This is a genomic window from Shinella sp., assembly GCF_052438155.1.
In the GTDB taxonomy this organism is placed as follows: domain Bacteria; phylum Pseudomonadota; class Alphaproteobacteria; order Rhizobiales; family Rhizobiaceae; genus Shinella.
In genome coordinates this window covers 376,454-400,474 of record NZ_JBQVPI010000003.1, presented here as the reverse complement: position 1 = coordinate 400,474, position 24,021 = coordinate 376,454, and the positions used below count along the sequence as shown (strand labels likewise).

Here is a 24,021-nt window from a genome sequence, read left to right as displayed (position 1 = left end):
TCCCCTCTGCAGGCCCGGCTTTTGCCGGCCTCACGCCTCAGGGCTGAATTTCAGAAGCTTTGCACGCAAAACTGATATTGTCGCAAAGCTTAAAATGGCCCTTTACAGATTTGATCAAATTATGGTTTGTTGTGATCATAAGCAAGATAAGCCTATCACATAAGAGCCGTGATCAGCGGCCGGACAGAGGACAGCCGGCGGTTTGGGCGGAGGAAGCTCGAGCGTCGGTCGAAAAACGGGGAACCGATGACTGATACCCGAATGACCGCGGCCCATGGCGGAGCTATAGGCTTGCATGGCATCAAGAAATGGTTCGGCACCTTCCAGGCCGTCGATGACGTGACGCTGGAAATCCGCTCGAACGAATTCTTCACCCTTCTCGGCCCTTCCGGCTGTGGCAAGACCACCCTCCTGCGCATGATCGCCGGGTTCGAACTGCCCACCGAAGGGCAGGTTCTGCTTGATGGGACGGATATTTCCCGCCTTTTGCCGAACCAGCGGCCTGTCAACACGGTCTTCCAGAATTACGCCCTCTTCCCGCACCTGACGGTCGCCGAGAACATCGGCTTCGGGCTCAAGATGCTCGGCAAGCCGAAGTCGGAGATCGACTCCGTCGTCAAGGACATGCTGAAGCTCGTGCATCTCGAGGGGCGCGGCAACAACCCGGTCACCCAGCTTTCCGGCGGCCAGCAGCAGCGTGTGGCGCTCGCCCGTGCCCTTGCGCCGCGGCCGAAGGTGCTGCTGCTCGACGAACCGCTTTCGGCGCTCGACCTGAAGCTGCGCAAGTCCATGCAGATGGAACTGAAGCGCCTGCAACTGGAAACCGGCATCACCTTCGTCTTCGTCACCCATGACCAGGAAGAAGCGCTCACCATGTCCGACCGCATTGCCGTCATGTCGACTGGCAAGGTCCGCCAGGTGGGTTCCCCCTGGGACATCTACGACCGCCCGGCCGAACGTTTCGTCGCCGACTTCATTGGTGAGACAAACTTTCTGGAAGCCGAGGTCGTCTCTGTTTCCGGCGACACCGCCCGCGTACGGCTTTCCTCCGGTGCGGAAGTGTCTGCGACCTACCCGGAAGGCGTCACGCCAAGGGGCAAGGTCACCATCGTCGTCCGCCCTGAACATGCCCGTCTCGGCCCGCCTGGTTCCGGTGCGCTGGAGGGTGTGCTCGACGACATCGTCTATCTCGGCACGGACAACCATTTTCACGTCAAGGTCGATGGCGGCGGCACCTTCATCGTGCGCCAGCAGAATGCCAAGAGCGGCCCCTGCGGCTTCTCCGAGCAGGAACGCGTCAGCATCGCCGTCAATGACGATGTCGCCCAGATACTGAGGGACTAGCCATGACGGACAGCGCTCAGGACGCCACCGAACTGCGGCAAAAGAAACATGTGCGGGACCGCTGGCTGCTCAGCGCTCCCGCCCTCCTCCTCATCCTTGCGGCCGGCGTCGGCCCTCTCCTCATCGTGGTCATCTACTCCTTTCTCGCGCCGGGCAATTATGGCGACGTGAAATGGCAGTTCTCGATGGAGGGCTGGTTCAACGTCCTCTTCACACGCGACATCTTCGACGACACCGTCTCCCTTGCGGATGCGCATTTCTCGATCTTCTGGCGCAGCGCCAAGCTCGCCTTTGCAACGACGGTGTTCTGCCTGATCTTCGGCTTTCCGACAGCCTATTTCATCGCGACGCGCGCACCGCATAACCGCTCGCTCTGGCTGTTCCTGATCACCATTCCCTTCTGGACGAACATGCTCATCCGCACCTTCGCCATTCAGGAGGTGATCCGCTCGGAAGGCATCATCAACACCGTGTTGATGAACGTCGGCATCATCTCCGCACCGATCCAGATGATGTTCACCGACTTCGCCATCATGCTCGGCATGACCTACGTCTTCCTGCCGCTGATGGTTCTGCCGCTCTATGCGAGCCTGGAAAAGCTGGATTTCCGGCTGATTGAGGCGGGCTACGATCTTTACGCCACGCGCTTTGGCGTGCTGTGGCGCATCATCATTCCGCTGGTCAAGCCTGGCATCATTGCCGGCTCCATCCTCGTCTTCGTGCCGGCACTGTCGTCCTATGTGGTGCCGCGCGTGCTCGGCGGCGGCAAGAACCTGATGGTGGGCAACCTGATCGAGCTGCAATTCGGCCAGGGTCGAAACTGGCCGCTTGGTGCTGCGCTTTCCGTCACGCTCGTCATCATCGTGCTCTTCGCGATGCTCTATTATGTCCGCAATGCATCGAAGTCGGGAGGCAGCGCCCATGGCTAAGTCCTTCTCGATCAAGCGCCAGCCGGGCTTCGCGACGATTGCGATGTTCTGCTTCTTCCTGCTCTATCTGCCGATCGTGACGCTCGTCGTCTATTCCTTCAATTCCGGCTCGTCGATCGCCATCTGGGAAGGCTTTTCGCTACGCTGGTTCCACAGCGCCTGGAACAACCAGCAGGTCATCGAGGCGTCGGTCCGCTCGCTCCAGATCGCGGCGGTCGCCGCCGTCATCGCGACGGCCTGCGCGACACTCGCCGCCATCGCGACGACGCGGACGGCCCCATACCGGGGCCTGACGCTCAAGTACTCGATCATCAACATGCCGCTGCTCGTGCCGGAAATCGTTACGGCCGTGGCGCTGCTGATCCTGTTTTCCCGCATCAAGGTGTGGACCGGCTATTCCGGCCTTGGCTACCTTATCGTCGCACATGCGTCGTTCTGCATCCCCTTCGCTTACATGCCGATCCGCGCGCGTCTCGAAAGCATGGACCTTTCGCTGGAGCGCGCCGCCTCTGACCTCTATGCCTCGTCATTCCAGACCTTCCGCTATGTCACACTGCCATTGCTCTGGCCGGGCATTCTCGCCGGACTTATGCTGGCGTTCGTGATCTCGCTCGACGACGTCGTCATCACCGAGTTCGTCAAGTCCGGCGGTCAGGACACACTGCCGACCTACATGCTGGGGCAATTGCGCCGCGTCGTAACCCCGGAGATGAACGCCATCTCGACGGTCTTCCTGGTACTCTCGCTGGCGATCGTCACCCTCTTCTTCTTCCTGAGCCGTACGCCTCAGAAGGACAACGAATAGAAAAAGGAGAACAGCCGATGAAACTGAAACTGGGATTGCTTGCACTCGCGGCCGGCATGATGGCCTCCACCGCCATCGCGCATGCCGAAGGTGAACTCAACATCTTCAACTGGGGCAATTACACCAGCCCCGAAATGATCAAGAAGTTCGAAGAGGCCCATAAGGTCAAGGTGACGGTCACCGACTACGATTCAAACGATACCGCGCTCGCCAAGATCCGCCAGGGCGGCCACGGCTTCGATATCGTCGTGCCGTCTGCCAGCGTCGTGCCGATCTGGATTTCGGAAGGCCTTTTGCTCGAATCGCGCCCCGACGAGATGGAGAACTTCAAGAACGTCGACCCGCAGTGGGTTGACGTGCCATTCGACAAGGGGCGTCACTACACGGTTCCGTGGCTGTGGGGCACGACGGGCGTGACGGTCAACACGTCGGTCTATTCCGGCGACATCAACACGTCCTCCATCTTCCTCGATCCGCCGGCCGAACTCGTTGGCAAGGTCAACGTCGTTCCGGAAATGTCCGACGTCATGCACATGGTCGTGACCTATGCGGGCGGCGAGCCCTGCACGGGCGACCTGACGGTGCTGAAGAAGGCACGCGACATCCTCACGGCCGCCAAGCCGAAGTGGATCTCGATGGACTACGGCAACATCGAGAAATACTCGAAGGGCGACCTTTCGGCCGGCGTGAACTGGAATGGTGCATCGTTCCGCGCCCGCCTGCAGAACAAGGACGTCCATTACGGTTATCCGAAGGAAGGCTATCCGATCTGGATGGACAACGCCGCCATCCTGAAGGACGCCAAGAACGTCGACAACGCCAAGCTCTTCATGAACTTCATCATGGATCCGGAAAACGCGGCCATGATCTCCAGTTTTGCGCGCTACGCAAACGGCATCAAGGGCTCCGAAGCCTTCATGCCTGCGGACATGAAGGACGCGCCGGAAATTGCCATTCCGGCCGAACTGAAGGCCGCCGGCAAGTTCAACCTTGCCTGCCCTCCGGAAGTACAGGAACTCTACACCAAGCTCTGGACCGAACTGCAGAAGTAAGCGGCTCGACCGCATAAAACGAGGACTTCCGTATGCGGGAAGGCAATTCGCCTTCCCGCACTTCGGTTGGATGTTTCATGATCAAGACCTTCAAGGACAGGCACGGGTTTGCCCGCGCCGATGTTACGCTCGCCAACTGGCGCACCGCCCCTTTCAGCCGCTGGACCTTTCAGAACGTTCGCGACTTCGTGCCGACAGCGATGATCGCCGCCGAGGCCGCGACCGCCGAGCAGCCGCTCGCCAGCGACGCCTTTCTCGATGCGACGATGGAAACGGGCCTTGCCCGCACGGTGACCGCCCGCGCATTCCTCGAATTCGCCCACACGGACGCGTTCGTGCTGATGCGCAAGGGCGAGATCGTCGCGGAATATTATGCGCCGCATGCCGATCCCAACGCGCCGCACCTCGTCTTCTCCATTTCCAAGTCGCTTACGGCCGTGGTCTCCGGTATTCTAGAGGCTGAGGGTCTGCTCGATCCCGACCGACCGGTGACGGATTACCTGCCGGAAGCCAAAGGCAGTGTCTACGGCGACTGCACCTACCGCGACGTGCTCGATATGCGCGTCAGCCTCGATTTCGAAGAAGCCTATCTCGATCCCTACGGCGCTTTCGCGCGCTATCGCCGCTCGATGCTCTGGAACCCGCCGATGGCGGGCGCCGAGCCGGAAACGCTGGCCTCCTTCCTGCTCACCCTGCAGAAGGCCGAGCGTCCGCATGGCGGCCCGTTCTATTATGCCTCGCCGAACGCCGATCTGCTCGGCGTCATCATCGAGCGGGCCACGGGCGCCCGTTTCGCCGACCTCACCTCCGATCTCCTCTGGAAACCGATGGGTGCGAAGGGCAACGCCGATATTACGGTCGATTCGATCGGCACGCCGCGCACCGCCGGCGGCGTCTCCATGACCGCACGCGACCTTGCCCGGCTCGGTGAGTTGCTGCGAAACGACGGCGCCCGGAACGGCCAACAGATCGTACCTGTCGCGTGGATCCGCGACATGCAGGAGAACGGCGACAAGCAAGCCTGGCAGCAGGGCCGCAATGTCGACCTGCCGAACGGACGCTACCGCAGCCAATGGTATCAATCCGGCGAAGCGGACGGCGCCTTTGCCGCAATCGGCATTCACGGTCAGTGGCTCTATGTCGATCCCAGCACCGAGACGGTCATCGTCAAGCTCTCCTCCCAGCCGGAGCCGCTGGGCGACGAGGAAAACCAGGACCTGTTCACCTTCTTCCGGGCGCTCTGCCGCCGGTCCATCTGAAAACATCGAGGAAACACGCCATGCAGACCGAAGCGAGTTTTATCATCCGCAATGCGCGGGTGCTGACGATGGACGAGGCGAATCCGCGCGCGAGCGCCGTCGCCGTTTCCGGCAACCGCATCCTGGCGGTCGGCTCCGAAGCCCAGATTGATGCCTTTTCCGGTCCCGACACGCATGTGATCGATGCCAAGGGTGCAACGGTCCTTCCGGGTTTCAACGAAGCGCATATGCACATTTTCGGCGGCTCCGCAGAGCTGCGCGAACTTTCGCTCTACGGCATGAAAGGCTTTGATGCGCTGGAAAACGCATTGAAGGCCTATGCCGCAGAATATCCGGAGCGCAACCTGCTGATCGCGCAGCACGCGGACTACACGATCCTCTCCGACGACGAGCGCATGACGCGCCACCACCTCGACCGCATCCTGCCGGATCGCGCCGTGCTGATCTTCGCGCCTGACCACCACACCGCCTGGGCCAACACGCTGGCACTCAAACTTGGTGGTATCCTCGAAGGCGGCGATGTCGGCATCGGCAACGAGATCGTCATGGCTGAGGACGGCCTTGCCAATGGTGAACTGCGCGAAAGCAACGCCATCCGCCCGGTATCCGCACTGAGCGAAACAGGCGGGCGTGAAATGCTCGGCGTTGGCACGGGCGGCGATCCGGAAAATGTGACTGCTGAACAGCGTGCCGGCGACATCGATATCATCAAGGAAGGCCTCGCCTACGTCGCCTCACTCGGCATCACCTCGCTGCAGAACATGGACGGTAGCCTCTACCAGCTGGAAATGCTGGACGAGATCGAGAAGACGGTCGGCCTGCCGGTGCGCGTGCGCATGCCCTTCCACATGAAGAATTTCATGCCGCTCTCCGACATCGAGACCAAGGCCGCCGCCTGGCGTGAGCGCTTCAATACCGATCGCCTTCGTTCGGACTTCGTGAAGCTCTTCATGGACGGCGTGACGGAATCAGGCACTGCCGTCTTCGTCGATGATTATTGCCATCAGCCGGGCCTGAAGGGCGATCCGCTCTTCTCGCAGGAGCATTTCGACAATGTCGCCATCACGGCCGACAAGCTTGGCCTGCCGGTGGCAGTGCATGCCATCGGCGACGGCGCAGTGCGCATGGTTCTGAATGGCTATGAGGCCGCCATCAAGGCGAATGGCAAGCGCGACAGCCGCAACCGCATCGAGCACATCGAGGTCGTGCATCCCGACGACATTCCGCGCTTCAAGCAGCTCGGCACTGTCGCCTCCATGCAGCCGACCCACCCGCCGGGGAGCGCCGGCCTGCCGCTCGAACCGTATCTCTCCTATATCGGCGAGGCGCGCTGGCCCTATGCCTTCGCCTGGCGCACGCTGGTCGATGCCGGTGCGGAGATCGTCTTCGCCACCGATTGGCCGGTCTCCCCACTCGACCCGATGAACTGCATCCAGTGCGCCATGTCGCGCGACGTCTGGAAGGACGGCATGAAGGACGAGCGCCTTTCCCTGCACGAGACGCTCGCCGCCTATACGAAGAACGGCGCCTGGGTGGAGTTCATGGAAGATCGCAAGGGCGTGCTGAAGGCCGGCTACCTCGCCGATATCGTCGTGCTCTCGGCCGACGTGGAGGCAACGGACTTTGCGAGCCTCGCCGAAGTCCGCCCCGTCACCACCATCTGCGACGGCCGCGTGACCTATCAGGCCTGACAGCGACAAGCGCATCCTCGACGCGGCCAGCAGATGGCTGCGGCCTCGTCGAGGATATGTCACCGTGGGGAGTGCTTGACGGGAAATACCAAGACGGCACCCGAATTTCGCACCAAGCCGAAACGTCCTGAAGCCAGGCCAATGGTCGTCGCATGACGGTCTGATGGCAGGTTGAGGGAAATTCGGAGTGAGAGAATGGTGCGATTGAATCGGCGCGGGATATTTGTTGCAGCCTTTCTGCTGGTGACGTCCCATGCATTTGCAGGCTCGGTCAGCGGCATCGTCGTTGACGAACGGGGCGAACCGCTGGGCGGCGTCCATGTCGAGGTTGTGTACCAGACGTTCAATGCCGACCAACTGATGGGCTACGGTGAAAGCATCAAGGCAGAAACCGTGACCGGCGCAGATGGCCGCTATAGTATCCAGACCGACCATCTGCCACCGGGCGAGTACTCCGCCCACGCCTATCAGGTCGTTGCCAATGGCGGGCGGGAGACGAACATCGACACGGTCGCCAGCGATCTTTCCACCTTTGCCGGTAACGCCGATACGGTCCGTGATTTTACGGCGGGCACCATCGAGGCTTCCGCCGATATGCCCTACGGCAACGGCGGAATTTTCGTCGTCAACAATGCCGTCATGGACTACACGGATCTCGGCGCGGCCGAGGTCACTCTTGTGAATGCCGAGACGGGTGCGACGTATGTGAAGACCGTGCGATCAACCGGCGAAGGCCTTGCCGTCACCGGGATTCCTTTGGGGACGTACCGCGCCTCGGTTCGCCTCGCTGGCAGGCCGATGCAGATCGCGTTGTGGGGACCCGGGGAAAGCGATGCGTTCGCGGCGAGCGTCGAGCACGATTTTACGATGGGGTACTCCGGTAACCAGATACAGGTCGTGGTGAAACCCTGAAATCTCCGGTGCGCAATCAGCCCCGTCCCAGGAGATCGGCCAGGTAGGTGTTTTCGGTTTTCGATTGCGCGAAGTCCCGGGGGGCAATCTCCGCAAAAAGCAACATTTCGCCTTCCGCCGGAGCCGACGCGATCAGGCTACCGTCCGGCGCGGCGATGCGCGACAGGCCGGCATAGGTGAAATTGTCGTCGGCGCCGCAATGGTTGATGTAGGCGACGAAGACCTGGTTCTCGAAGGCGCGGACCTGGATCATATGATTGGCAATGAAGGTGCCGGAAGACCCCTTCGGCAGCGCCGTCGGAACCACGATGAGGTCAGCGCCGGCAAGTGCAAGGCGACGGACGTTTTCGGGGAATTCCACATCGTAGCAGATCAGCATGCCGAGACGAACACCGCCGAGCTCCACCATGACCGAGGTTGGAACACCCGGTTTGAAGACATTGCGCTCGTACTCGCCGTAAAGATGGGATTTCCGGTAGACGGCATTGGTGCCGATGCCGTCTGTGAAGAGCGCGCTGTTATAGGTCAGCGTGCCTTCCTGCTCGGCAAAGCCGGAAACGATGGCAATGCCGTTTTCCCGCGCAATGGCACTGAGGCGCGCAGCAACATCGCCGGTCGCGGGTGAGGCAAGCCGCGCAAACGCCGCCTCCCCTGCCCCGTAGCCGGTGACGGCAAGCTCCGGCACGATCAGCAGCTTGGCGCCACCGGCCGCGGCATCCGCGGCAGCGGCCGCGATGTGCTCGATATTAGCCTCGCCGTCACCGGCAATGGCGTGCATCTGGAGGGCGGCGATCCGCATGCTGTCTCCCGTTTTGCTTTACACAGTTTCCGAACGCGTAACCGTTTCTCTAATCCTTCGACGACATGGCGCCGAGCAGCTTCGGCAGGTCGCCGAAGCGTGCGACGAGCCCGAAGATGGTGGCGGCGATCGCCACGAACAGCACCGTGACCGAGGCCATCGTCGGCGTATAGCCATAGCGCAACGCATTGAAGATCTTGATCGGCAGCGTCTCCATCGTGAAGCCGATCGTCATGTACGCCACGATATATTCGTTGAGCGACAATACGAAGGCGAACGCATAGCCAGACACGAGGTAGGGCAGGATCAGCGGCAGGACGACCGTGCGAAAGATCGTGCGGTCATCGGCGCCCATCGTCGCGGCGGCTTCCACCAGCGAGCGGTCGATGGAAGAGAAACCGAGCGACAGCGTCACCAGCGGCAGCGTCACGAAGAAGATGGCGTGGCTGATGACGGCAGTTGCCGGCTGGCCATAGAAGCCGGTCGTTGCCCAGAAGGTGAGCAGGCCGAGTGCCGTGATGACCGGCGGCAGCGTGAAGGGTGCGACGCCGAGCAGCTGAAAGATGTTCGCCCATGGCGCATGGCGGCGCCAGAGAAACCAGGCGAGCGGTAGTGCGATGAGAAGTGCCACGGCGGCTGAAAGAGCCGCGAGCGTGATCGACGCGAAGAGCGCGTTGCGCCACTCGACATTGGCGAAGATCTCACCGTACCAGCCGAGCGAGAATCCCTTCGGCGGGAAGGCGAGATCCTGTTTCTCGTTCACCGAGACGCCGGCGACGACGATGATCGGCAGCGACAGGAAGAGGCCGATGAGGCTGAAATAGGCCTTTTGCAGGAACCCGGTCATGCGGCTTCTCCCTTGCGACCGGCGATGACCGTGAGTGCGACGAGACCGAGCGTGACGAGCACGAGGAACACGGCCATGGCGGCGGCGAACGGCATGTTCGACTGGTAGATCGCCTGGTCGGTGATGAGCACCGAGAGCGTCCAGTGCTGCGGCCGGCCAAGAATCTGCGGCAGCAGGTAGGAACCGAGCGCGAAGATGAAAACCATGATCAGCGTGGCGACGATGGTGTTGCGCAGCGCCGGCACGACGACGGTGAAGAAGGACTTTATCGGCGAAGCGCCCAATGTACGTGCGGCCTCCGTCAATGTCGGATCGAGCCGCACGAGGGCGGGATAGAGCACGAGCACGGTATAGGGCAGTGCCTGGTAGGTCATGGCGGTAAGCACCGCGCCGAAGCTCGGGTTCAATGCCACCGGCTGGTCCATCACACCGAGCATGACAAGCAGGTTGGTGATGCCGGCGGTGCGTGAAAACAGCGTCGACCAGGCAAAGCCGATAATGACTTCCGACAGCGACAGGATCGACAGCAAGGCGACCAGCCAGAGCACCTGCGTCCGGCGTTTGGCGCGCGACAGCAGGTAGGTGAAGGGAAGGGCCAGCACGACGCAGCAAATGGCGACGGTGACTGCGAGGAACAGCGAGAAGCCGAGCACCTTGCCGAAGAACAGGCTGAGGAACCGGGCGTAATTGTCGAAGACGAAGTCCGGCGTGTAGAAGCCGGACGGATCGCGCCGAAAGAACGAGACGGCGATCATCGTCGCGAAGGGCACGACGAAGAAGACGATCAGCATGCCCGCGGGAAAGAACAGCGGGCCATAGTCGGTGAATTTCTGCGGGGCCTCGCGTCTCATGACTTCAGCACCACGCAGTCTGCGGGGTTGAGCTGGAGGCCAACCGACTGACCAACGGTAACGTCCGGCCGCGCGTTCGGCATGGAGACGGCGACGATCTGCTTGCCACCGGCTTCGACGAAGGTCTCGATCGTGCCGCCGAGATCGCGCACGAAGGTGACAGTGCCAGTGATCGGGGCGTTGCCGGGTGCGGTGAGATGCACGTCTTCCGGGCGCACCGAAATGATGCCGGACTTCAGGCCTGCGGGAATGGCAAGACCTGAAACCGAGGCGCCGAGCACATTGGCCCCACTGCCGTCGGCGTTGAAATCGATGAGGTTCGTCATGCCGATGAAGTCGGCGACGAAGGTGTCGGCCGGGCGGCGGTAGATTTCCACGGGCGCCGCGGCCTGGCGGATCTCGCCGCTGTTCATCACGACGACAGTATCGGCCATGGTCATGGCCTCGCGCTGGTCATGCGTGACGACGATGGTGGTAATGCCGAGGCGCTGCTGGAGCTGGCGCAGCTCGACCTGCATGGCCTCGCGCAGCTTCGCATCGAGCGCGGAAAGCGGCTCATCGAGCAGAAAGAGTTTTGGCGATATGGCGAGAGCGCGGGCAATCGCCACGCGCTGGCGCTGGCCACCGGAAAGTTTTGCCACGGGGCGGTCGGCATAGCCCGTCAGATGGATCATCGCGAGAAGCTCGTCGACGCGCTTCTTCTGCTCTTCCTTGCCGATGCCGCGGATGCGCAGGGAATAGGCGATGTTCTCGCCGACCGTCAGATGGGGAAAGAGCGCCAGTGATTGAAAGACCATGCCGAGGTCGCGCTTGTGCGTCGGAACGTTGGTAATGTCCTTGCCGTCCAGCTTGATCGCGCCGCTCGTCGGCAGGTCGAGGCCGGCGACCATGCGCATCAATGTGGTCTTGCCGCAGCCGGAGGGGCCGAGAAGGCAGACGAACGTGCCATGCGGCACCGTCAGTTCGACATTCTTGACGGCCGTAAACTGGCCGAACTGCTTGACGATATTCTGGAGGGTCAATCCGGACATTTTAGCTCCGTTCGGCGCTTACGGTTTGAGGACCGACCGGCATTGGCAGCCGGTCGGTTGTCTTCACAAATGGACAGGCATCAGCCTGCGATCATTTCCGTCCACTTCTGGTTCAGCCAGTCGGCCTTGGTGGTGTAGAGGTCGTAGCGCGGAATGATCGGCTCGATATCCGAGGACACCGCGGCGAACTCTTCGGCGGTCAGGTCGATGAGGTCGCGCTTGACCGTCGGCGCCGTGCCGACCTTGCGCGACAGGATCGCCTGGATCGACGGCTGGCTCATGTAGTTGATGAAGATGTGGGCTTCCTCGACTTTTGTCGAAGCGCGCGACAGCGCCCAGCAACCGGAATCCATGATGCCGCCTTCCTTCGGGAAGGTCGAGCGGACCGGCTGGCCGTCAGCGGCGGCAAGGCCCGTCACGTCGTGGTAGTACTGGCCCATCGGGATTTCGCCGGACTTCAGCGACTGCTCGAACTGCGCTTCGTCGCGATACCACAGGCGCACGTTCGGCTTGACTTCGGCAAGCTTTTCGAAGGCCTTGAGGAGGCCTTCCTCAGTGTCGAGCGCATTGGTGCCGCCGAAATGGGTCTTTGCCGTCACTTCGAGCAGGAAGGAGTTGGAGACGAGGGCGAGCAGGCCGAGCTTGTCGGCATTCGCCGGGTCCCACAGCGCGGTCCAGGAGGTCGGCGCTTCCTTGAAGACATCGGTGTTGGTGACGAGCGTGATGTACCAGGCGACAGCACCGATGCCGGCGACACGGCCGTCCGGATACTTGTTGACGAAATGGTCGATCAGGTTCGAGCCGTTCGGGATCTTCGCCATGTCGAGCGGTGCCCAGAGCTCGGTCGACTGGCCCTTCAGCATGGCGACCTGCGACATCATCGAGACGTCGGCGGGCGCCAGGCCTGCCTTGGCGGCCTGTTCGAGCTGGACGAGCCAGGCCTCACCCGTCGGTTCGGCGACCGATTCCACGGCAATGCCCGTCTGCTTGGTGAACTCGGCAAAAATGTTCTTGTCGAAGGAGTCCTTGAAGTAGCCCCCGTAGACGCCGACCTTCAGCGACTTGTCCTGTGCACGCAGCACGGCCGGCATGGCGAGCAGCGAAGCACCGGCAACGCCGGCGCCCAGCACCGCGCGGCGGCTGACATTGGTCTTGAGGATGTCACGCATAGTCGTCTTTCTCCTGTTAGGCCGACCGTTGATCCGATCGGAGCGTTCCCATTGTCGTATTCTACGCCAGGCGCTTTGCGCCACGGAAGGCCTGAAAGCAATCGGGTTCGGATTTTCGAGAAGATTTTTGCACGCCATTTGACGCGTGCCACGCCGTCTCCAGCGCCTGAAGCCTCCTGATTGTCCCCCGGGGCTTTGCCCTCGTTTTTTACAGTATCGTAATAAAACGCTTGGAAAAGCAATTAGCGTTGTTATAGAAATTGCCGTGAGAAAAACTCACATGTGAGATCCCCCTATATGGCCTCGCGCCTGCCACCGCTCAACCCGCTCCGCGCCTTCGAGGCGACCGCCCGCCGCGGCGCCGTTTCGGCTGCGGCGCGGGAATTGAACGTCACACACGGCGCCGTCAGCCACCAGATCCGTGCACTTGAAGAATCTCTCGAAACCACGCTTTTCGAGCGCGGCGGAAAACGCTTGAAACTGACGCCGCAGGGTGCGCTGCTGCTGCCCGCCGTCACCAATGCCTTCGGCGAGATCGCGGCGGCGACGGCCCTGATGAAGCAGCCGGAAGCCCATGGCGATCTCACCGTCACCTGCGTGCCCGCACTTCTCTCGCTCTGGCTGATCCCACGCCTCAACACCTTCACCGACCAGTATCCCGGCGTGCGCGTCACCTTGATCGCCTCCAACGATCCGGACCACTTGCGTTCGCTCGATACCGATGTCTGCATGCTCTATGGGGACGGCAACTGGCCCGATAGCTGGACGCGGCTGTGGTCGCATCTCAAGCTTTTCCCGGTCGCCAGCCCGACGCTGCTCAACAGCCGGCCGCTGCGCTCCGTACGCGACCTTGCGGACCACACCCTGTTCCATGGTGACGACGGCAGGGAGTGGAACACCTGGCTGGCGGCAGCGGATGCGCTCGACATGGTGCGCGGCCGCCAGCATTTCATGAGCGACGCCCGCCTTTCCACCGAGGCTGCGCTGCACGGCCAGGGCATTGCGCTCGGCGATACGATCACCGCCAGCAACCTGATCGCCCGCGGCGAACTCGTCGTGCCGTTCGATCTGACGGTGCCGGCCAACGACGCCTTCTATGTCGCCTGCCGTCCGTCCGTCCGCCAGTCACCCCTCGTCAAAGTGTTCATCGACTGGGTCTTCGCCGCCCTCGAAGAAACCCTGCCCGAACCGCAGGCCTCCGCCCGCACGCATCTGCGCGGCCGCGGCAACCGTCTGGTCGAGGCCCATCGTCCGGTTTCGGCCCCGGCCAAACGCCGGGCCACCGCCAATCCCCAACGCAAGACCCGCGCCTGATTTTAACGGAAATGACCATGCCTCGCTTCAATCCGCTCGTCGAAACCCTCGCCGCCCCGCCCATCCCCTCGGTTTTCGCCTGGGGCGATGCCTATGATGGCCGCAGTGGCCCGATGATTGATTTCTCGCAGGCCGTACCCGGCTATCCGCCGCACCCGGACATGCTGCGCCTGCTTGGCGAATATGCCGCCTCGCGCGCCTATACCGGTTACGGGCCGATCGAGGGCGAGGATTCGCTGCGCGCGGCCTATGCGGCGCATGTTTCCGAGAGTTACGGCGTGGCGCTCTCCGCCGGCAACATCCATGTGACGGCCGGCTGCAACCAGGCCTTCATCTGCGCCGCCATGGCCGTGGCTGGCGCCGGCGATGCCGTGCTGATGACCGACCCCTACTATTTCAACCAGGAAACCACCCTGGCCATGCTGGGTATCAAGACCAGGTTCGCCGCCTGCGACCCGGCAAAGGGTTTCCTGCCGGACATTGCAACGCTCGCCGCCGGCATCACGCCGGATGTGTGCGCCGTCGCCCTGGTCTCGCCGAACAACCCGACCGGGGCCGTCTATCCGCCGGAATTGCTTGCAGCGATCTACGAACTCTGCGCCGCACGCGGCGTCTGGCTGATCCTCGACGAGACCTATCGTGACTTTCTGCCGGCCGGAGCCGGTCGTCCACATGACCTCTTCGGTCGGGCGGGCTGGGAAGACACGCTTATCAGCCTCTACAGCTTCTCGAAATCCTTCTGCATCCCCGGCCATCGTCTCGGTGCGATCACGGCCGGCGCCGGGGTTGTCGAGCAGGTGGCAAAGATCATGGACAACCTGCAGATCTGTCCGCCGCGCTCCGCCCAGGCCGCGGTTGCCACCGCCCTGCCCCTGCTGGCCGACTGGCGCGAGGAAAACCGTCGCGAAATTGCGCGGCGCGTCGAAGGCCTGCTCTCCACCATGGCCGCCGTACCCGCCTGGCGTGTCGGTGCTGTCGGCGCCTATTTTGCCTTCATCGGCCATCCGTTCGGCGAAACGCCGTCCGCCGTGGTGGCCGAAAGGCTCGCCAAGGAAGCCGGCGTGCTTTGCCTGCCGGGCAGCTACTTTGGCGCAGGGCAGGAAGGATATCTGCGCTTCGCCTTCGCCAATGCAGACGTCGACACGATCGCTCTCTTGAAGGATCGGCTCAATCGATTCGTCCTTGGCTGATCCGGTGTTTGTTACCGGTTGAATGACGCGCTCCTGAGATAACCGTCTGGAGCGCGTTTTATAAGGATGCAGGCGTCACCCGGAGGCGCTCGGCATCGAAGGCGCGTTGATCACCGGCGACAGCTGCCGCACGGCGGGGCATCACTCCGTCAGCCGATCAACGAGGAATTGACCCAGAGTTCGTCAAGTGCGATCCGCGACCAGTTGCCGGATGTCTCGTGGACATAGACCACCTCGCCCTTCATGAAGCTCCGCAGGATTTCGAATGAGGTTCCGGGGCCGGCACGCCCTTTCGAATCGTCCGTGTTCACGATGCGCTGGGTCACCGGTTTGACCCATTTTCCATAGACCCAGTATTCCTTGGAATTGGCGATCTTGTACCAGCCGTTTTCTTCCCGGAAAACGCGGATGATCGCGCCGGCCTCGAGCGGCCCCTGTGTTGCGGCAGAAGCGGCCGAGGCGCTTGACGAGACCCGGACATTCAGCGTGTCGGAAACGACGACGCCATAGGTGGGCGTTGCAGCCGATGGCGAGAACGGCACGCCGGTCAAGGCCTGCTCGACAAGCGGGAGGAAATTATTCCGGCAGTCGGCAACGGTGTTTCCGCCGAAGAACGCCGTGCCGGGGCAGGACTTTGTGACGCCCGTGCCGTTCGTCCGCTGACCCGTGTTGAGATCGTACCAGTGATGGTAGACGATATTGTTGGTGGTCACCGGAGCGAGGTTGAACCGACGAACCAGTGCGGCGGTGGCTTTGACGACCGCCTCCTTCTGCGCGTCGGCCATCTGGTCTTTTCCCGTGTCGAAGTCACCGACATTCTCGATGCACACCGACCGGCTGTTGTTGCCGTAAATGCAGGCCGGCGTGTTGTTCAGCGGACGGCCAGTGACGATCATGCCATCCGGGAAAATGGAGAAATGCTGGCCGATGTCCGCCCACCCATTGTGGTTGACGTGATGATCGCGCATGCCCTTCTGCATCTCGAAATGGTTGTTGCCGGTAAACTGCGCATACCGAGGGCTCCAGGTGTGGTGTTCCTGCACCTTGTCGATCACGCGGGTCACCGAGATCGTTCCCAGCCATTGCTCGAATTCTGTGAGGGTGAAACGTGTAAAGCCGTATTTCGTATCCATGGAAGCGCTCCCGTGGAATGGACGGTTGATGTCGAACCGATGCGAAAATATCCCCGCCGATGCAAAGCATGGCGGCCCCCGAAATCAATTTGCTGCGGGCATAAACAGGCACGTCCGCGTCGTGAAACCACGGCGCGAAAACTCCAGACCTGCATTTTCGTATATTAGCGGGCAGAATATCACTCTGCCTCGACATCGCAATCTTTAATTGATTAAGCGCATGGAAAACCGCGCATAGGCGCGAGTACGAAATCTCGGCGCTTCAGGGGCGAACCGAGAGATGTTCGTGCACGCCGAGCCACCGACCTGTCGGATCGCGTGAAAAAACGATGGTTTCACGCTCGTTGTTCGTCATCGTCTCGCCGCCCATCGAGATATCGGTCTCGACGGCGTGGGTGAAGATCGCGACATCGCCGACGAGTTGGATTTGGCGGTCCGTCGAGCGGCAGCCGAGCACGCGAAACCCGTCGCGGCTCTCCCAGAGCGCCCATTCCTCTTCGTAGGCGGCACGGTCTTCGAGCATATGGGCGAGATTGTGAAAGAGGAAGGTCGCGGTGGGTGCGAAGGCGGCGAAATAGGCATCACGGTCGTGCCGCGCGAAAGCGCTGACCAAGGCATCGGCGGCGGAAAGCACGGTGGATTCCGTTTCGGTCATGCGTTCCTCAAACGATCTTGATGCTGCTGATAAGGGTGGCAATCGGCGCGTGCTGGGCATTGACCCGCGTCTTCAAGTCTTCCAGCGGCATGGCGTCCACCTTGCAGAACTCGATAAACATCATGTTGAGGTTGTTGAAGAAAACCTCACCCATAGCCTTCACGTCCACGCCGGCATGGACCACGCCGCGCACCTGCAATGTTTCGATGAGCTGGACCACCTGGGCGCAAAGCTGGCCGTCGAGTTCCGTGTACCGCCGGGAAAGCGGCGTGTCCGGCTGCTGAATGGAGATAGCCATCGCGGTGCGCCACATCTCCTTGGAGAGATAGTAGAGCGAGTGGTCGTAGTACTGCTCGATCAGCGTGCGCAACGCCTCGGCAACGTTTAGCGGCGGGTTGGCGACGATGCGGGCGCCGGCCTCCAGCACTTCCGTGACTTCCATGGCCACGGTCGCGACAAGGATGTCGCCCTTGTTCTGGTAATAGTTGTAGAGCGTGCCGACGGAGACTTCTGCCATCTCGGCGATGTCCTCGATGCGGGCACTGTCATAGCCCTGATCGCGAAACAGCGTGGTCGCGGATTCGAGAATGCGACGCGTCTTGTCCGCCTTCTGTTTTGCACGCAATCCAGCCATGGAATCCTCCGTTGGAATCTCCTCAAAAATGAGATTGACTTAAAAAATGAACTCGTTCAATCTTTTTCTCAAGGCATCGCGACGAGTGCCATCCGCAAAGGCCGAAAGCCTGCACCAGAGGGAAAGATAATGAGCAAAACCGTTTCCGGCGGTCTCCGCCGCCGCATGCTTCTCGCCGCCGCAGGCGCCATCGCCCTGTCATCGGCCGCCGCGCAGGCACAGGACGAATTGAACGCGCTGGTCTGGTGCGACCATACCGATCCGGCACTGGTCGAGCCCTTCGAGAAGGCCAACAACGTCAAGGTCAATCTCAAGGAATATGAAGGCACGGGGGCTGCGATCTCGATCATCGAGCAGTCCCGCCCCGGCGATTGGGATGTACTGGTGATCGACGCCGTCGACGTGCCGCGCGCCATCGACATGGACATTCTCGGCGAAATGCCGGCCGACAAGCTGCCGCTCGGCGATCTCTTCCCGGAAGTGCGCATGGAAGAGACGACCACCAAGGACGGCAAGGTCTACGCCATTACCGAAAAGTTCGGCTACAACACGATTTCCTACGACAAAACGAAGGTCGACCCGGCCGACATGGACGACCTCTCGGTCATCTGGTCGGAAAAGTACAAGGGCCGCATCGCGCTCTATGACTATTACCTGCCGATGGTCGGCCTGACCGGCGTTGGCATCGGCAAGAAGACGGCGGATCTCAAGCAGGACGACCTGCCGGCGATCAAGGAAAAGCTCTTCGAGATGAAGAAGGTCGCCCGCCAGGTGAGCGACGTCGTCGCCTCGCAGACCGCACTTGCGACTGGCGAAGTCGATATCGTCGTCGGTGGCGGCGAATGGCTGACAGCCGGTCTTTCGGCGGAGAAGCCGAATCTCGACTGGACGATCCCCAAGCAGGGTGCGCTGCGCTGGGCACAGTCTATCGGCGTCTTCAAGACCTCCGAAAAGCAGGATCTCGCGCTGAAATTCGTGCAATATATCGTCAGCCCCGAGGGCCAGGCGCGGCTTGCCACCTCCTCCTGCTACTGGGCGATGCCGGCAAATGCCAAGGCGGGCGCGCACCTCACCGATCCGCAGAAGGCGGCGTTGCGCTGGGACAAGCAGCCGGAATACCTGAAGAACTCGCAACTCTACCCGGTGGCCGACGCCGACATGGATGCGGCGATGCAGGATGTCTGGACGGAGATGTTGCAGCAGTAAGGATCTTGGGGAAGCATGGATCCTCGGGTCAAGCCCGAGGATGACGGTGGGGAGGGTGTTAGCCCGCCCCACCGAACGGTGCGGCCTGCGATATCGTTTCTGCGTTACCCCGCTTCTCTTCTTTCGTCATCCTCGGGCTTGACCCGAGAATCCAAGCTCCGAGCACCGACGAGGACCTGCCCCCATGACTGCCACTGCCTATGAGCGCGCGGAACGCCGCAAGGCCTGGGCCTTTGCCCTGCCGGCGCTGCTCTGGACGGGGTTTTTCTTCCTCGTGCCCTTCGCCTACATGGCGGCGATCAGCTTCTGGACGCGGCAGGGGCGCGAGATTGTCGCCACCTGGACGCTCGACAACTACATCGCCTTCTTCGGGAAGGCGCACCTATTCAAAGGCCTCGTCGTCTCGCTCGAGATCACCGCGGTCGTCACCGTCATCTCCATCGTCCTCGCCTACCCGCTCGCCTGGATCATCGCCGAGCGCGTGCCGAAAAAGTGGCAGCGCTTTGCCCTCGTCATGGCGATCCTGCCGTTCTGGACGTCCTATGTGGTGCGCTCCTATTCGTGGCTGCTGGTTCTCTCCAAGGGCGGCGTCGTCAACCAGGCGCTGCTCTGGCTCGGCGTGATCGCCGAACCGCTGGAGCTCTCCGCCAACCGCACCGGCACGGTCATCGGCTTCGTGCACTTCTTCGTCATGCTGCTGACGCTGACGATCTATGCCAACCTCATCCAGCTTTCGCCGAACTATCGGCGCGCGGCGGCTGATCTCGGGGCCAACGCATTGCAAACCTTCTGGCATGTCGTGCTGCCGCTGACGCTGCCGGGCGTCATGGTCGGCGCATTCCTGACCTTCGTGCTGTGCATCGGCGACTACATCACGCCGCAGATTCTCGGCGGCAACAACGAACTGGTCCTGCCGCAGGTCATCATGCTGCAACTCGGCCGGCGCGCTGATTTTCCGATGGCGGCCGCGATGTCGCTGGTGCTGATGGCCGTCGTCACGCTTGCCTATATCGCCTGCGCGCGCTGGCTGAAGATGGAGAGGACGTAACATGCGACACCTCACCACGACGCTCGCCGTACTCTATGCCGGCCTGATCTACCTCTTCATCTTCCTGCCGGTCATCGTGCTGGTGCTGTTCTCCTTCCAGGACGGTACGCTTCCCGTGCCGCCGCTCAACGGGTTGACCCTGCGCTGGTACGAGGCGATCTTTTCCGATGGCAAGCTGATGGCGGCGCTTGGCAACTCGCTGATCGTCGCGGTCCTTTCCTCGGCGGTCGCCTGCATCCTCGGCTTCCTCGCGGCCTACGCCTTCGCCCGCTATACATTGCCGGCCTCAGGCTTGTTGCGCGGCCTTATCGTCGCGCCGATGACGGTCAGCACGCTGATCATCGGCCTTGGCCTGCTCTCGGTGCTGAACCTCACCGGCATGCGGCTTTCGCTCCTGACCGTCGGAATCGGCCATGTGGTGATCAACCTGCCGCTCTGCTTTGCCATCATCTATGCCTCCATGGGCGGACATCAGGTGAATATCGAGCGAGCGGCGCGTGATCTTGGCGCAAAGGACTGGCAGGTCATGCTGCTCATCACCGCGCCCATGCTGCTGCCGTCGATCCTCGCCGCCTTCTTCCTCTCCGTCACCTTCAGCTGGGACGAGTTCATCGTCGCCTTCCTGTTGTCGCGCTTCGACGTCACGCTGCCGGTCGAGATCTGGAGCATGCTGCGCTCCGGTCTCGATCCCCGGACCAATGCCATCGGCAGCGTCGTCTTCCTCATCTCGGTCGCGTTCCTCATCCTCATGGAACTCACCGTCTTCCGCAAAACCGGGAAATCCTCATGACCGCCGACGTTTCCATTCGTAACGCCACCAAGGTCTTCGGTGCCTTCCGGGCACTCGACGATGTCTCGCTGGATATCGCCGCCGGCGAGTTCATCGTTCTGCTCGGCCCTTCCGGCTGCGGCAAGACGACCCTGCTTTCCATCCTCGGCGGCTTCATCGAACCGACCTCCGGCACGATCGCGATCGGCGGGCGTGACATGACCCATGTCTCCCCAGCCAAGCGGCCCACCACGACCATGTTCCAGGACTATGCACTCTTCCCGCATATGTGCCTGCGCGACAATGTCGGCTTCGGCCTGCGCATGCGCGGCATGGGCAAGGCGGAACGATACGAGAAGGCGTTTTCGCTGCTCGGCCTCGTTGGCCTGAAGGCATCATCCGCCAAGAAGCCGCACGAGCTTTCCGGCGGCCAGCGACAGCGCGTGGCGCTTGCCCGCGCGCTTGCCGTCGATCCGGACGTGCTGCTGCTCGACGAGCCGCTCGGCGCACTCGACCTGAAGCTTCGCCGGCAGATGCAGGATGAGCTGAAGGCGATCCAGAAGCGTGTCGGCACGACCTTCGTGCATGTCACTCACGACCAGGAGGAAGCGATGGCGATCGCCGACCGCATCGTGGTGATGAACAAGGGCCGCATCGAGGATGTCGGCACCCCCGCCTCGATCTACATGCGTCCGCGCTCATTGTTTTCCGCAGGTTTCATGGGCGAGGTGAACCTCCTGCCCGCAAAGATCTGCGGCACGGCGGCAAACGAAGCAGAAGTGGAAACCGTGCTCGGCCGCGTCGCCCTGCCCGCCTCCGCCTTCGTATCCGGGTTTCCCGTTGCGGGCCGCGACGTGACGCTGTGCATCCGACCCGAGCATTTCCGCAGCGCCAATGCAGTAACCCCGACCGTCTCGCTCGGCCGCGGACGTATTATCGGCAGCGCCTTCTTCGGCACGCATCATCGCTGCCATGTCGCGGCGGACGGTCTGGCGCTGACGGCGCACCTGCCACAAACAGAGATGCCGGAAGTCGGCGCAGAGCTTGACCTTCGGCTGAAGGCGGATAGCATCGTCGTGCTTCAGGACGGAGCGGGAGTGGGACAGTAATGCAGCGCATCCGCCCGGAGGATTGGTACAGCGTGCGTCGCCTCGACGACGACGTGACGGCTATTTCCGAGCACTATATCCAGGAATTCTATCGCTGCAATGTCTGGCACATCCGCGGACGTGAGCGCGACATGCTGGTGGATAGCGGCATGGGCGTCGTTTCCCTGCGCGAATGGGTGCCGCTTGTGACGGAGCGTGACCTGATCGCGGTGGCGAGCCACACGCATTTCGACCATATCGGCTGCCATCACGAGTTCGAGTGCCGCGCCGTGCATTCGGCCGAGGCCGATCTTCTCGCCAACCCGACACGGGAAAACACGCTCGCCGACCCCTACGTCACCGACGACATCTTCGACGCGCTGCCGCCCGAACCCTATTGCTCGAAATGTTATGCGGTGAAACGAGCCCCGGCGACGCGTATCCTCGAAGACGGTGACGTCATCGACCTCGGCGACCGCCAGTTCGAGGTCATCCACACGCCGGGCCACTCCCCGGGGGGTATTGCGCTCTACGAAAAGGCGACAGAAATTCTCTTCTCCGGCGACATCGTCTACGATGGACCGTTGATCGAGGACACCTACCATTCCAACCTGGCGGATTACATCGCCTCGATGGAGCGGCTCATGACCCTGCCGGTGCGGCTGGTCCATGGCGGCCATTTCCCAAGCTTCGGCGGGGAACGATACCGCCAGCTCATCAAGGGCTGGCTCGATGAAAAACTGAAGAACTGACGGGAGACCAGAATGCTCGACAAGCGCAAATTCTACATCGATGGCCAGTGGGTCGATCCGCTGAAGCCCAATGACCTTCCGGTAATCAATCCGGCGACGGAAAAGCCGATCGCGGTCATCTCCATGGGCACCGCCGCCGATATCGATCGCGCCGTCGCCGCTGCCAAGAAGGCGTTTGCGACCTACAGCCAGACCAGCGTCGAAGAACGCCTGGCACTGCTCGAAAAGTTGCTGGAAATCTACAAACGCCGCTATGAGGAAATGGTACGCACCATCACGCTGGAACTCGGCGCGCCGATCTCTATGAGCACCGAACAGCAGGCGGATGTCGGCGTCGGCCACCTCCAGGGCTTCATCGACGGCCTGAAGCGCCTGAAGGCCCGCGAAGTGCTGCCGAACGGCGACGTCGTGCGCCGTGAACCGATCGGCGTCTGCGGTCTCATCACGCCGTGGAACTGGCCGATCAACCAGATCGCGCTGAAGGTCGTGCCGGCACTGGCGACGGGCAGCACCTGCGTGCTGAAGCCCTCGGAGTTCACCCCGCTCAATGCCCTGCTCTATGCGGAGATGGTCCACGAGGCCGGTTTCCCGGCGGGCACGTTCAACCTCGTCAACGGCGATGGCCTGGAGTGCGGTGCAGCCCTTTCCAAGCACAAGGACGTTGACATGATGTCCTTTACCGGCTCCACCCGCGCTGGCATCGCCGTCAGCAAGGATGCAGCCGAGACGGTCAAGCGCGTGACGCTGGAACTCGGCGGCAAGTCGCCGAACCTCGTCTTCGCCGATGCCGACCTTGAAGATCGCGTCGCCGGCAGCGTGCGCGAATGTTTCAACAATTCCGGCCAGTCCTGCGATGCGCCGACGCGTATGCTCGTCGAGCGTTCGGTCTATGACAAGGTTGTCGAAATTGCGGAACGCACCGGCAAGGAAGCCAAGGTCGGCAATCCGGAAGAGGCCGGCGAACATATCGGTCCGCTCGTCTCGCACGTCCAGTTCGGCCGCGTTCAGGCGCTGATCGAGGCGGGCGTGGCGGAAGGCGCACGTGTCCTGGTCGGCGGCCCCGGCAAGCCGGAGGGTTTCGAGACCGGCTACTTCGTCAAGCCGACGATCTTCGCCGACGTCAACAACAACATGCGCATCGCGCGTGAAGAGGTGTTCGGTCCCGTGCTCGCGATCATCCCCTTCGACACCGAAGAGGAAGCAATCGCGATCGCCAACGACACCGCCTACGGCCTTGCCGCCTATCTCCAGACCGGCAATCCCGACCGCGCGGAACGCGTCGCCGCAAAGCTGCGCGCCGGCATGGTGCACATCAACGGCGGACCGCATCGCTATGGCAGCCCGTTCGGCGGCTACAAGCAGTCCGGCAACGGCCGTGAAGGCGGCATGTTCGGGCTGGAAGACTTCCTTGAAGTGAAGACCGTTCACCGCCCCGACGCGGCCTGAGACTAGCCTGGTCAACGATCTGGAGACGGCGCTTGAAGGAGCGCCGTCTTTCGATTACGGCCAAACTTTTCCGCTAAATTAGCACGATCCATCTGGT

General features: G+C 61.9%; 23 protein-coding genes. 15 read left to right on the top strand and 8 right to left on the bottom strand.

Going from position 1 to position 24,021, the window contains the following annotated elements:
* Positions 1-246 precede the first annotated feature (246 nt).
* The 7 genes from ACT6VE_RS08825 (at position 247) to ACT6VE_RS08795 (ending at position 7,992) form a co-directional block, all read left to right on the top strand.
* Entirely contained in the window at positions 247-1,344 is a 1,098-nt protein-coding gene (locus ACT6VE_RS08825; RefSeq protein WP_444798231.1) for an ABC transporter ATP-binding protein, read from the top strand.
* A gap of 2 nt (positions 1,345-1,346) precedes the next feature.
* The gene (locus ACT6VE_RS08820; RefSeq protein ID WP_444798230.1) at positions 1,347-2,273 is read left to right on the top strand and encodes an ABC transporter permease; all 927 of its coding nucleotides are present in this window, start codon (positions 1,347-1,349) and stop codon (positions 2,271-2,273) included.
* On the top strand, positions 2,266-3,078 hold the full coding sequence (locus ACT6VE_RS08815; RefSeq protein ID WP_444798229.1) for an ABC transporter permease: 813 nt from the start codon (positions 2,266-2,268) through the stop codon (positions 3,076-3,078). The genes ACT6VE_RS08820 and ACT6VE_RS08815 overlap by 8 nt, the downstream gene beginning before the upstream one ends.
* A 17-nt stretch (positions 3,079-3,095) precedes the next feature.
* Entirely contained in the window at positions 3,096-4,130 is a 1,035-nt protein-coding gene (locus ACT6VE_RS08810; protein ID WP_444798228.1) for an extracellular solute-binding protein, read from the top strand.
* Positions 4,131-4,207: 77 nt separating this feature from the next.
* Entirely contained in the window at positions 4,208-5,389 is a 1,182-nt protein-coding gene (locus ACT6VE_RS08805; protein WP_444798227.1) for a serine hydrolase domain-containing protein, read from the top strand.
* 20 nt (positions 5,390-5,409) lie between these two features.
* Positions 5,410-7,080, top strand: a complete 1,671-nt coding sequence (locus ACT6VE_RS08800) for an amidohydrolase (RefSeq protein WP_444798226.1) — start codon at positions 5,410-5,412, stop codon at positions 7,078-7,080.
* 195 nt (positions 7,081-7,275) lie between these two features.
* Positions 7,276-7,992, top strand: coding sequence for a hypothetical protein (locus ACT6VE_RS08795; protein ID WP_444798225.1), 717 nt, complete (start codon positions 7,276-7,278; stop codon positions 7,990-7,992).
* Positions 7,993-8,008: 16 nt separating this feature from the next.
* Here ACT6VE_RS08795 and ACT6VE_RS08790 read toward each other — a convergent pair whose 3' ends face one another.
* The 5 genes from ACT6VE_RS08790 to ACT6VE_RS08770 form a co-directional block, all read right to left on the bottom strand.
* Positions 8,009-8,791, bottom strand: coding sequence for a carbon-nitrogen hydrolase family protein (locus ACT6VE_RS08790; protein WP_444798224.1), 783 nt, complete (start codon positions 8,789-8,791; stop codon positions 8,009-8,011).
* A 49-nt stretch (positions 8,792-8,840) separates the two neighbouring features.
* Complete coding sequence (locus tag ACT6VE_RS08785; RefSeq protein WP_069063048.1) at positions 8,841-9,638, bottom strand: ABC transporter permease; 798 nt, start codon at positions 9,636-9,638, stop codon at positions 8,841-8,843.
* Complete coding sequence (locus ACT6VE_RS08780; RefSeq protein WP_444798223.1) at positions 9,635-10,489, bottom strand: ABC transporter permease; 855 nt, start codon at positions 10,487-10,489, stop codon at positions 9,635-9,637. The genes ACT6VE_RS08785 and ACT6VE_RS08780 overlap by 4 nt, the downstream gene beginning before the upstream one ends.
* Positions 10,486-11,520: an ABC transporter ATP-binding protein gene (locus tag ACT6VE_RS08775; protein ID WP_444798222.1), complete on the bottom strand. Its 1,035-nt coding sequence runs from the start codon at positions 11,518-11,520 to the stop codon at positions 10,486-10,488. The genes ACT6VE_RS08780 and ACT6VE_RS08775 overlap by 4 nt, the downstream gene beginning before the upstream one ends.
* An 80-nt stretch (positions 11,521-11,600) precedes the next feature.
* The gene (locus ACT6VE_RS08770; RefSeq protein ID WP_444798221.1) at positions 11,601-12,689 is read right to left on the bottom strand and encodes an ABC transporter substrate-binding protein; all 1,089 of its coding nucleotides are present in this window, start codon (positions 12,687-12,689) and stop codon (positions 11,601-11,603) included.
* Between the two features lie 297 nt (positions 12,690-12,986).
* On the opposite strand from ACT6VE_RS08770, the gene ACT6VE_RS08765 reads away from it, so the two are divergent.
* Entirely contained in the window at positions 12,987-14,003 is a 1,017-nt protein-coding gene (locus tag ACT6VE_RS08765) for a LysR substrate-binding domain-containing protein (RefSeq protein WP_444798266.1), read from the top strand.
* A 17-nt stretch (positions 14,004-14,020) separates the two neighbouring features.
* Positions 14,021-15,193, top strand: a complete 1,173-nt coding sequence (locus tag ACT6VE_RS08760; protein ID WP_444798220.1) for an aminotransferase — start codon at positions 14,021-14,023, stop codon at positions 15,191-15,193.
* Positions 15,194-15,342: 149 nt separating this feature from the next.
* Here ACT6VE_RS08760 and ACT6VE_RS08755 read toward each other — a convergent pair whose 3' ends face one another.
* The 3 genes from ACT6VE_RS08755 to ACT6VE_RS08745 form a co-directional block, all read right to left on the bottom strand.
* Positions 15,343-16,326: an N-acetylmuramoyl-L-alanine amidase gene (locus ACT6VE_RS08755; RefSeq protein ID WP_444798219.1), complete on the bottom strand. Its 984-nt coding sequence runs from the start codon at positions 16,324-16,326 to the stop codon at positions 15,343-15,345.
* Between the two features lie 262 nt (positions 16,327-16,588).
* Positions 16,589-16,981 carry a YybH family protein gene (locus ACT6VE_RS08750; protein WP_444798218.1) on the bottom strand — a complete coding sequence of 131 codons (393 nt, stop codon included), beginning with the start codon at positions 16,979-16,981 and terminating at the stop codon, positions 16,589-16,591.
* Positions 16,982-16,988: 7 nt separating this feature from the next.
* Entirely contained in the window at positions 16,989-17,615 is a 627-nt protein-coding gene (locus ACT6VE_RS08745; RefSeq protein WP_444798217.1) for a TetR/AcrR family transcriptional regulator, read from the bottom strand.
* 129 nt (positions 17,616-17,744) lie between these two features.
* On the opposite strand from ACT6VE_RS08745, the gene ACT6VE_RS08740 reads away from it, so the two are divergent.
* From ACT6VE_RS08740 to ACT6VE_RS08715, 6 genes are all read left to right on the top strand, one after another.
* Positions 17,745-18,821 carry a polyamine ABC transporter substrate-binding protein gene (locus ACT6VE_RS08740; protein ID WP_444798216.1) on the top strand — a complete coding sequence of 359 codons (1,077 nt, stop codon included), beginning with the start codon at positions 17,745-17,747 and terminating at the stop codon, positions 18,819-18,821.
* Positions 18,822-19,005: 184 nt separating this feature from the next.
* Positions 19,006-19,869, top strand: a complete 864-nt coding sequence (locus ACT6VE_RS08735) for an ABC transporter permease (protein WP_444798215.1) — start codon at positions 19,006-19,008, stop codon at positions 19,867-19,869.
* Position 19,870: 1 nt separating this feature from the next.
* Entirely contained in the window at positions 19,871-20,659 is a 789-nt protein-coding gene (locus tag ACT6VE_RS08730) for an ABC transporter permease (protein WP_444798214.1), read from the top strand.
* Entirely contained in the window at positions 20,656-21,747 is a 1,092-nt protein-coding gene (locus tag ACT6VE_RS08725; protein WP_444798213.1) for an ABC transporter ATP-binding protein, read from the top strand. The genes ACT6VE_RS08730 and ACT6VE_RS08725 overlap by 4 nt, the downstream gene beginning before the upstream one ends.
* Complete coding sequence (locus tag ACT6VE_RS08720) at positions 21,747-22,478, top strand: MBL fold metallo-hydrolase (RefSeq protein ID WP_444798212.1); 732 nt, start codon at positions 21,747-21,749, stop codon at positions 22,476-22,478. Before ACT6VE_RS08725 ends, ACT6VE_RS08720 begins: the two co-directional genes overlap by 1 nt.
* Positions 22,479-22,490: 12 nt before the next feature.
* Complete coding sequence (locus ACT6VE_RS08715) at positions 22,491-23,924, top strand: aldehyde dehydrogenase family protein (RefSeq protein WP_444798211.1); 1,434 nt, start codon at positions 22,491-22,493, stop codon at positions 23,922-23,924.
* Positions 23,925-24,021: the final 97 nt, after the last annotated feature.

Excerpts from the sequence above, each read along its gene's own strand:
- ACT6VE_RS08825 (WP_444798231.1), top strand. The coding sequence starts at position 247 with ATGACTGATACCCGAATGACCGCGGCCCATGGCGGAGCTATAGGCTTG.
- ACT6VE_RS08820 (WP_444798230.1), top strand. The coding sequence starts at position 1,347 with ATGACGGACAGCGCTCAGGACGCCACCGAACTGCGGCAAAAGAAACAT.
- ACT6VE_RS08815 (WP_444798229.1), top strand. The coding sequence starts at position 2,266 with ATGGCTAAGTCCTTCTCGATCAAGCGCCAGCCGGGCTTCGCGACGATT.
- ACT6VE_RS08810 (WP_444798228.1), top strand. The coding sequence starts at position 3,096 with ATGAAACTGAAACTGGGATTGCTTGCACTCGCGGCCGGCATGATGGCC.
- ACT6VE_RS08805 (WP_444798227.1), top strand. The coding sequence starts at position 4,208 with ATGATCAAGACCTTCAAGGACAGGCACGGGTTTGCCCGCGCCGATGTT.
- ACT6VE_RS08800 (WP_444798226.1), top strand. The coding sequence starts at position 5,410 with ATGCAGACCGAAGCGAGTTTTATCATCCGCAATGCGCGGGTGCTGACG.
- ACT6VE_RS08795 (WP_444798225.1), top strand. The coding sequence starts at position 7,276 with ATGGTGCGATTGAATCGGCGCGGGATATTTGTTGCAGCCTTTCTGCTG.
- ACT6VE_RS08790 (WP_444798224.1), bottom strand. The coding sequence starts at position 8,791 with ATGCGGATCGCCGCCCTCCAGATGCACGCCATTGCCGGTGACGGCGAG.
- ACT6VE_RS08785 (WP_069063048.1), bottom strand. The coding sequence starts at position 9,638 with ATGACCGGGTTCCTGCAAAAGGCCTATTTCAGCCTCATCGGCCTCTTC.
- ACT6VE_RS08780 (WP_444798223.1), bottom strand. The coding sequence starts at position 10,489 with ATGAGACGCGAGGCCCCGCAGAAATTCACCGACTATGGCCCGCTGTTC.
- ACT6VE_RS08775 (WP_444798222.1), bottom strand. The coding sequence starts at position 11,520 with ATGTCCGGATTGACCCTCCAGAATATCGTCAAGCAGTTCGGCCAGTTT.
- ACT6VE_RS08770 (WP_444798221.1), bottom strand. The coding sequence starts at position 12,689 with ATGCGTGACATCCTCAAGACCAATGTCAGCCGCCGCGCGGTGCTGGGC.
- ACT6VE_RS08765 (WP_444798266.1), top strand. The coding sequence starts at position 12,987 with ATGGCCTCGCGCCTGCCACCGCTCAACCCGCTCCGCGCCTTCGAGGCG.
- ACT6VE_RS08760 (WP_444798220.1), top strand. The coding sequence starts at position 14,021 with ATGCCTCGCTTCAATCCGCTCGTCGAAACCCTCGCCGCCCCGCCCATC.
- ACT6VE_RS08755 (WP_444798219.1), bottom strand. The coding sequence starts at position 16,326 with ATGGATACGAAATACGGCTTTACACGTTTCACCCTCACAGAATTCGAG.
- ACT6VE_RS08750 (WP_444798218.1), bottom strand. The coding sequence starts at position 16,981 with ATGACCGAAACGGAATCCACCGTGCTTTCCGCCGCCGATGCCTTGGTC.
- ACT6VE_RS08745 (WP_444798217.1), bottom strand. The coding sequence starts at position 17,615 with ATGGCTGGATTGCGTGCAAAACAGAAGGCGGACAAGACGCGTCGCATT.
- ACT6VE_RS08740 (WP_444798216.1), top strand. The coding sequence starts at position 17,745 with ATGAGCAAAACCGTTTCCGGCGGTCTCCGCCGCCGCATGCTTCTCGCC.
- ACT6VE_RS08735 (WP_444798215.1), top strand. The coding sequence starts at position 19,006 with ATGACTGCCACTGCCTATGAGCGCGCGGAACGCCGCAAGGCCTGGGCC.
- ACT6VE_RS08730 (WP_444798214.1), top strand. The coding sequence starts at position 19,871 with ATGCGACACCTCACCACGACGCTCGCCGTACTCTATGCCGGCCTGATC.
- ACT6VE_RS08725 (WP_444798213.1), top strand. The coding sequence starts at position 20,656 with ATGACCGCCGACGTTTCCATTCGTAACGCCACCAAGGTCTTCGGTGCC.
- ACT6VE_RS08720 (WP_444798212.1), top strand. The coding sequence starts at position 21,747 with ATGCAGCGCATCCGCCCGGAGGATTGGTACAGCGTGCGTCGCCTCGAC.
- ACT6VE_RS08715 (WP_444798211.1), top strand. The coding sequence starts at position 22,491 with ATGCTCGACAAGCGCAAATTCTACATCGATGGCCAGTGGGTCGATCCG.